Here is a 6898-nt window from a genome sequence, read left to right on the forward strand (position 1 = left end):
CCCGCACCCGCGGCGGCGGCCCCTCCCGACGGGCGACGTCCCCCGACCGCGGGGCTGACACCGGCGCGGACGGGGCGGGGGCCGCGCACGGCCCGCGGATTCGCCCCCCGTCCTGCCTGCCCCCCCTTCGAACCGCCGTACGAGGAAACGGAAAACCTACCCCGGCTCGGCCCGGGGCGGCGGCACACAAGCACCATCAGCGGCTACGGGAACTCGCCGACGCGCACGGGGGCGGCCCTCCGATCGCCCTGTGACCGGCACGACCACCCGAGCGCTCTCCCGACTCGCGGACGAACCGGGGCGGGGGCGGAGCAGGAAGTCGGCGGGGCCGACTTCCCAATCCGGGGCGGAGCAGGCCTGCGGGGCGCAGGATTGGCCCTCAGGCCCTTCGGTTCGTCGGCCGGGCTTCGCCCCACTCCGGCACGCGCAGCGGCGCGAGGAACTTCTCGTTGAGGACCAGCAGCCACGCCAGCGCGATGATGCCGACGACGGGGAGCCCGAGCAGCAGCACGAGGAACCAGACCGGGTGCGCGCGGCTGAAAGCGTCGGCGTTGAGCCCGAAGAGCGTCACCGGACCGGCGACGACGAGGGGCACCACCACCCAGCAGAACAGGTAGGTGCGGATCACCTCGCTCGCGCGCAGCTCGGCCTCGCCGAGGAACACGTACTCGGTGGTGTCCGTCGAGGCGCCGGCCCGCCCGGAGACGCTGACCGTCTCGCCTTCCTTGACGTAGTAGCGGCCCAGCGGCCGGATCGGCAGCATCAGCATGGTGAACCAGCGGGTGGCGAAGCAGGCCCCCGCGGCGTCCACGCGGGTCTTGCCCAGCATCGTGCGCCCGAACCCGTTGAACGTACCCAGCCGCGGCGCCGCGCTCAGCGGCATGACCCTGTCCGACATCTGCCCCCCATTCCCGCGGAAACGGTGATCCGCCCAGCATGCCGGCAGCGTGCGACATCCTCCCGCCCCGGTCGCAACACCTTTATCACATCCGCGCGGTGACGGATGATCACCCGTCGACGACCACACCGCCCGGCAGCGGGAAGCCGCAGGGGACGACTTCCCGTGCCGGGTGTTCGAGGGGGCCCGGACCTCGCCCGTCCCGTCGGACGTGAAGGAGAGTTCCGAGCCGATCACGTACGGGCGTCCGTCCTGCCTGCCCTCGGCCGTTGACGGGCCGTCCGATGCCGGAAGCCGGGGCCGCCTCAGACCGGAACCACACGCCCGGCGACCCCAACCCGGGGCCAAACCGGACCGGAAGAACGGGACCAGGTCAGAGGATCTGGCTGCAGTTCCGTGAAGGATCTCGGAGCGGCTTGGCCCCGCAATGGGGGCCCCGGCCTCCGTGCCTTTGCGCGACTACTGTGCTGCTGGGCAGATCGTCCCGACCGGCGAGGGGGGAGTCGTGCTGACCAATACGCATCCGCCGTAGGTACCTCTGGAGAGTCCAGAGGGCCCTACGGAGGCTCTCGATGTCCCGAACCGTCCGCACGACTCCCAGGCAACTCCGCGTCCGAGAAGGCGCATCGGAGTTCATGTCCCTGTATGACCTGCGCTACACGCACGCTGAACTGGCCCGGGCCGCCCGCGAAGGCCGTCGCCCTGTCCCGAAGAAGACGTGGCGTCGGATCACCTCCTGGCAGTGGACGGTGCTCTACTGCAGGAAGGGCTCGTTCGCCGCCGAGATCGCTACGGCTGAAGGCCGGGCCCGGCTCCAGGGCCGGCTCGACGCCCAGCGGATCCGCGGGCTGCACCACGCCGGCCACGATCTTGACGACGCAGATGTCCCTCCGGTCCACCACCGTCATGGTGCGCTCTGGAATGCTTGGTGAACACGAAGCCCCCAGGACTGGCGCGCATGTGCGAAGTGGTGGTGGGACGGCAGCCGTCCCGCGGGACCGGGCTCCCGGCGGGAAACGCTCACCGCGCTGCGGCGTCCGAGCGCGGACGACCGGGTGGTGGTGTGGGAAGTCGACGGGGCCGACTTCCCACGCCGGGACGGGGCCGGTGCAGGCGATGGCCAACTCGTCGGTGCGCACGGCCAGGGTGCGCCAATGCTTCAGGCGGCTGATGCACCGCTCGACGGTGTTCCGTTCCGTAGCGGCCTCGGTGTCCAAGCCGGCCCGCGCCGCCGAGGCCCTCGCCGGCCGCTCCCTGCCCGCCCTCCTGCACGGACAGAGGGCAGCATGAGAGCCCTCGACGGATAGCTCTCACTGAGAGCTAAAATGAGGGTATGACCGCGACAGAGCCCCAGGCGCTCGACGTCGCGCCGGCGGACGAGTTCTCCACCCTCCTCGTCGGCATCCAGCGCCTGGTCCGCCGCCGCCTGCGGCAGACGATGGACGAACCCCGGCTGCGCGGCGCCCAGGTCGAACTGCTGCACCTGGTGATGGACACCCCCGGACTGCGCGTCTCCCAAGCCGCCGAGGAGCTGTGCCTGGCCGGCAACTCCGTGTCCACCCTGGTCAACCAGCTCGTTGCCCTCCACCTGCTGCGCCGCGAGACCGACCCCGCCGACCGCCGGGCCGCCCTCCTGCACGCCACCCCCGAGGCCGTGGAGCGGATCGAGGCCTGGCGCCGGCGCCGCCGCGCGCTGATGGAGGACATCGTCGCCGCACTGCCCACCGACCAGCGCGAGGCCCTGGCCGCAGCCCTGCCCGCCCTGCGGCAGGTCGCCGAAGGCCTGCGCACCCTGCCCGCAGGACCCGCAAGACCCGGGGAGGAGGAGGCATGAACGCCGAGGACGCGGACGCGGTGGTGTGCCAGGGCCTGGAGTACGTCTTCCGCCATGGCCGCGGCAGAACGACCAGGGCCGTCGACGGCATCGACCTGACCGTGCGCACCGGCGAGGTGTTCGGCCTGCTGGGCCCCAACGGTGCCGGCAAGACCACCGCCATCCGCGCGATCACCACCCTGCTGCCCGTCGGCGCCGGCATGGTGCGCGTCTTCGGCCACGACGCCGCCCGCCACCCCATGCAGGTGCGCCGCCTGCTCGGCTACGTCCCCCAGCAGCTGTCCGCCGACGCCGCCCTGACCGGACGCGAGAACGTCGCCCTGTTCGCCCGCGTCTTCGACGTCCCGCGCCGCGAACGCGCCGAACGCGTCACCCAGGCCCTCGCCGCCGTCGACCTCACCGAGGCCGCCGAGCGGATGGCCGCCACCTACTCCGGCGGCATGGTGCGCCGCCTCGAACTCGCCCAGGCCCTGGTCAGCGCCCCGCGCCTGCTCGTCCTCGACGAACCCACCATCGGCCTGGACCCGATCGCGCGCACCGGCGTGTGGGAACGCGTGGACGCCGTACGGGCCGCCACCGGCATGACCGTCCTGGTCACCACCCACTACATGGACGAGGCCGACCGCCACTGCGACCGCATCGCCCTCATGGACCGCGGCCGCATCCGCGCGCTCGGCACCCCCGCCGAACTCAAGGACCGGGTCCGCCACGCCGAGCCGGCCCAGGGCGACCCCAGCCTCGACGACGTCTTCCGCCACTTCGCCGGCCGTCAGCTGACCGACGCCACCGAAGGAGACTTCAGCGATGTCCGCCGAACCCGCCGCACCGCAGGCCGCGTCGGCTGAGCCCCCAGGGCCCGGCCCCACCGGCGCCGGCCCCGACCTCTCCCTGCTGCTGGTGCCCCCGCGCGTCCGCACCGGCTGGCGCCTGGTGCCCGCCCGCATCGGCGCGATGTGCACCGTCGAACTCCAGAAGCTGCGCCACGACCGCACCGAGCTGTACACCCGGGCCGTCCAGCCGGCGCTGTGGCTGCTGATCTTCGGCGAGACGTTCACCCGCCTCAAGGCCATCCCCACCGGTGGCATCCCGTACCTGGACTTCCTCGCGCCGGGCATCATCGCCCAGTCCGCGATGTTCATCGCGATCTTCTACGGCATCATGATCATCTGGGAGCGGGACTCCGGGGTCCTCACCAAACTGCTGGTCACCCCGACCCCGCGCGCCGCCCTGGTCACCGGAAAGGCCTTCGCCGCCGGGGTGAAGGCCGTCCTGCAGGCCGCGGTGGTGGTGCTCATCGCCGCCGTGCTCGGCGTCGCCATGACGTGGAACCCGCTGCGGCTGCTGGGCGTCGTGGCCGTCGTGCTGCTCGGCTCGGCGTTCTTCTCCTGCCTGTCGATGGCCATCGCCGGCATCGTGCTCACCCGCGACCGCCTCATGGGCATCGGCCAGGCCGTCACCATGCCGCTGTTCTTCGCCTCCAACGCCCTCTACCCGCTCGACCTGATGCCCGGCTGGCTCCAGGCCGTCAGCAAGGCCAACCCGCTCAGCTACCAGGTCGACGCGCTGCGCGGCCTGCTCATCGGCACCCCCTCCCACCTGCCCCTGGACCTCGCCGTCCTCGCCTTCGCCACCCTCCTCGGCATCGCCGCCTCCTCCGCCCTGCTGGGGCGCCTGGCGCGCTGAGCGGGGCGCGGTGGAGCGCCGACGCCGGCTCCGGCGCCGGGAAACCCGGTGACATGCGCGGCCCGCCCGAGGAGACTGCCGACAGGCACACGGACGAACCGAAGACCGAAAGGCGCCATCGTGGCACTGGCCAAGAAGGGTTCCCGCCGCATCGTCGTCGACGGTGTGGCGTACCGCTGGCGCGTGAGCAGGCAGCACTGGTGCTGCGACTACGAGGGCAGCACCCTGGGCTACGCGGTGGAGGACGCGACCGCCCCCGGAACGACACTCGTCGTGGACACCGGCCGGCCCACCCTCCGCACCCCGGACGCGGTGCCGGCGCACGTGGTCATGCCGCGGGAGGTCGCCGCGGGCATCCGCTGCGCGCGCTCCAAGGGCTGGACGCCCGGCGCAGGCGGGTCGCCCTTCAAGCTGCACCTGTCCGCATCCCGGGCGGTCACCTGACGGGGGAACCCGCCCGCTGCGCAGCGCCGGCCACAGCCCCACCCGGAGCCCGGGGGCCGTGCCGTGGGGTACCGGCTTTTCACCGGGCAGGCCTTCGAACGCCCGGAACTCAAGGCCGTCACCGCGCAGTACGCACGTGGCGCTCCCCGCGGTTCGCGTCTCCGGGAGGGTGCGGGCGAGTCAGGAGAGCCAGTCCGCGTAGCGGGTGGGGGCGAGGTGGGCGTCGGTGTCGGTGAGGACGTCCCCCTTGACGACGGCGAACATGCCGGCGGTGGGGTCGGTGACGACGGCACGGTTGTCGCCCTTGCGGGACAGGGTGATCCGGCCCAGCTCGTCCAGGGGGAAGATCTCGGGGCCGGCGATGTTGCGAATGCCGCCCAGTGGGGCGCCCGCCGCGACTTGCGCCACCGCGTCGGCCACGTCCCTGGAGGCGATCGGCTGGATCGGCGTGGCGGGCAACCGGACGGTTTCGCTGTCGGCGGTCCAGGACAGGACGGCGTCCATGAAGTCCATGAACTGCGTCGCCCGGACGATCGAGTAGGGGATCGGCCCGGCCGCGAGGATGTCCTCCTGGAGCACCTTGGCGCGGTAGTAGTCCAGCTCCGGCACCTGGTCCGCGCCGACGATCGAGAGGATGACGAAGTGGCCGACGCCACTCTTGCGGGCCGCGGCCAGAAGGTTGTCCATCGAGGTCTGGAAGAAGGCGAGGGAGGCTTCGTCGAAGGTCGGGGAGTTCGTCAGGTTGACGACGACGTCGGCCCCCGCCACCGCTTGGTCCAGTCCCCGGCCGCTGATGACGTCGACTCCGGTGGACTGCGAGTGCGGCACCGCCTCGTGCCCGGCGGCGTTCAGATTCCTGACGACCTGTGACCCGATCAGCCCGGTGCCGCCGATGACTGCGAACTTCATGACATGCCTTTCGTCGGGATCATGTCCGAAATATGGCATATGAACCCCTGTGGGGCATGGCATGGCACCCGACCCGAGCGGGCCGACCGCCGTGGCCGCAGGAGCCACCCGCAGCGGCGGCGGGGTGAAATTCCTTTGCCGGTCCGTGCCGTGCGGCCCGACACTGGGCGCATGCTCGGATTCGTCAGAACCGACGACAACGCCCTCGTCTCGTGTCTCGGAGACCCTCAGCGCACGGTGGCCGCCTACCGGGAACTGCTGCGGCGCGGGCAGTGCGCGGCCGGGGCCATCCGTGAAGGCCTGGCCCATGAGAGCCCGGCCGTCCGGGAAGGCTGCTGCCGGCTGCTGGACCACCTGGTCGACACCGAGTCCATGGACCGGCTCATCGCCATGGCCGACGACCCGGACGCCCGGGTGAGGACCGCCGCCTTCCACGCCCTGGCCTGCGACCGGTGCAAGGGCGACACGTGCGCACCGGGCGCGGACCGGGTCCTCGAACCCGCCCTGCGCCACCTGGCCCGCGACCCCGACCCAGGTGTCCGGGCCAGGGCCGCCGAGCTCGTCGGCCGGTTCGCTCACGCCGAGGCCCGGGCCGTGGCCGCCCTGAGGGCCTCCCACGCCCAGGACCCGAGCCCGGCGGTCCGCAAGAAGGCAGGCTGGTACATCCCCGGCGGGGCCATCTACGAACGGACCGCCGCCCGCAGGGCCGGGTGAACGGGCCCGGCGCCGGCGCGAGCCGGGCCGTCCTGCCGTTGTGCCGCCCGTCCGGTCAGGGGCACCACTGCTCGCGGTACTCGGGGCGGCCGGCGTAGGACTGCGCCAGGACGAGCAGCGCGTACCCGAGGCCGGCCGAGCGAGGGTCCGACGGGTCCGCCGCGGCGTGCTCCCGGGCCGGCTGGTCGACCAGGTCGAGCATGGGCGGGTGGCTGTCGAGGAGCGCCTCGGGGCCGAAGACCTGCGCCACGTAGGCATAGGCGTGGTTGTCCTGCGCGTTGCGTGCGCGCAGGAACCCCAGGAGATCGCCCATAGGCCCACCTCGCGTGCCGGGCCGGCCGGGCTGCGACCGGCCGGTGCGGGCCGGGGACGGGCTGCCGTGGCGGGCACGGCCGCGGGGGAAGGGGGCGCGCGCG

The 6898-nt window shown here is 72.7% G+C and carries 9 protein-coding genes; 6 read left to right on the plus strand and 3 right to left on the minus strand.

Translation table 11 applies throughout. The features are described 5' to 3' along the window. Positions 1-379 precede the first annotated feature (379 nt). Positions 380-898 carry a hypothetical protein gene (locus KS423_RS33980; protein WP_224283603.1) on the minus strand — a complete coding sequence of 173 codons (519 nt, stop codon included), beginning with the start codon at positions 896-898 and terminating at the stop codon, positions 380-382. A 635-nt stretch (positions 899-1533) separates the two neighbouring features. Between KS423_RS33980 and KS423_RS33985 the strand changes: the two genes are divergently transcribed. The 5 genes from KS423_RS33985 (at position 1534) to KS423_RS34010 (ending at position 4859) form a co-directional block, all read left to right on the plus strand. Further along, positions 1534-1830, plus strand: coding sequence for a hypothetical protein (locus tag KS423_RS33985; RefSeq protein WP_224283611.1), 297 nt, complete (start codon positions 1534-1536; stop codon positions 1828-1830). 401 nt (positions 1831-2231) lie between these two features. Next, positions 2232-2732 carry a MarR family winged helix-turn-helix transcriptional regulator gene (locus KS423_RS33995; protein ID WP_224283604.1) on the plus strand — a complete coding sequence of 167 codons (501 nt, stop codon included), beginning with the start codon at positions 2232-2234 and terminating at the stop codon, positions 2730-2732. Beyond that, the gene (locus KS423_RS34000) at positions 2729-3577 is read left to right on the plus strand and encodes an ATP-binding cassette domain-containing protein (protein ID WP_224283605.1); all 849 of its coding nucleotides are present in this window, start codon (positions 2729-2731) and stop codon (positions 3575-3577) included. The genes KS423_RS33995 and KS423_RS34000 overlap by 4 nt, the downstream gene beginning before the upstream one ends. After that, positions 3537-4415: an ABC transporter permease gene (locus KS423_RS34005; protein WP_224283606.1), complete on the plus strand. Its 879-nt coding sequence runs from the start codon at positions 3537-3539 to the stop codon at positions 4413-4415. Before KS423_RS34000 ends, KS423_RS34005 begins: the two co-directional genes overlap by 41 nt. 120 nt (positions 4416-4535) lie before the next feature. Continuing rightward, positions 4536-4859: a hypothetical protein gene (locus tag KS423_RS34010; RefSeq protein WP_224283607.1), complete on the plus strand. Its 324-nt coding sequence runs from the start codon at positions 4536-4538 to the stop codon at positions 4857-4859. Between the two features lie 180 nt (positions 4860-5039). Here KS423_RS34010 and KS423_RS34015 read toward each other — a convergent pair whose 3' ends face one another. Then, positions 5040-5768: an SDR family oxidoreductase gene (locus KS423_RS34015; protein ID WP_224283608.1), complete on the minus strand. Its 729-nt coding sequence runs from the start codon at positions 5766-5768 to the stop codon at positions 5040-5042. 171 nt (positions 5769-5939) lie between these two features. Here KS423_RS34015 and KS423_RS34020 point away from each other — a divergent pair, with 171 nt between their 5' ends. Then, entirely contained in the window at positions 5940-6482 is a 543-nt protein-coding gene (locus KS423_RS34020) for a HEAT repeat domain-containing protein (protein WP_224283609.1), read from the plus strand. A gap of 55 nt (positions 6483-6537) precedes the next feature. Here KS423_RS34020 and KS423_RS34025 read toward each other — a convergent pair whose 3' ends face one another. After that, complete coding sequence (locus KS423_RS34025) at positions 6538-6795, minus strand: hypothetical protein (RefSeq protein ID WP_224283610.1); 258 nt, start codon at positions 6793-6795, stop codon at positions 6538-6540. Between the last annotated feature and the right edge of the window lie 103 nt (positions 6796-6898).

It is taken from the genome of Streptomyces sp. LS1784 (genome assembly GCF_020103755.1).
Taxonomy (GTDB): domain Bacteria; phylum Actinomycetota; class Actinomycetes; order Streptomycetales; family Streptomycetaceae; genus Kitasatospora.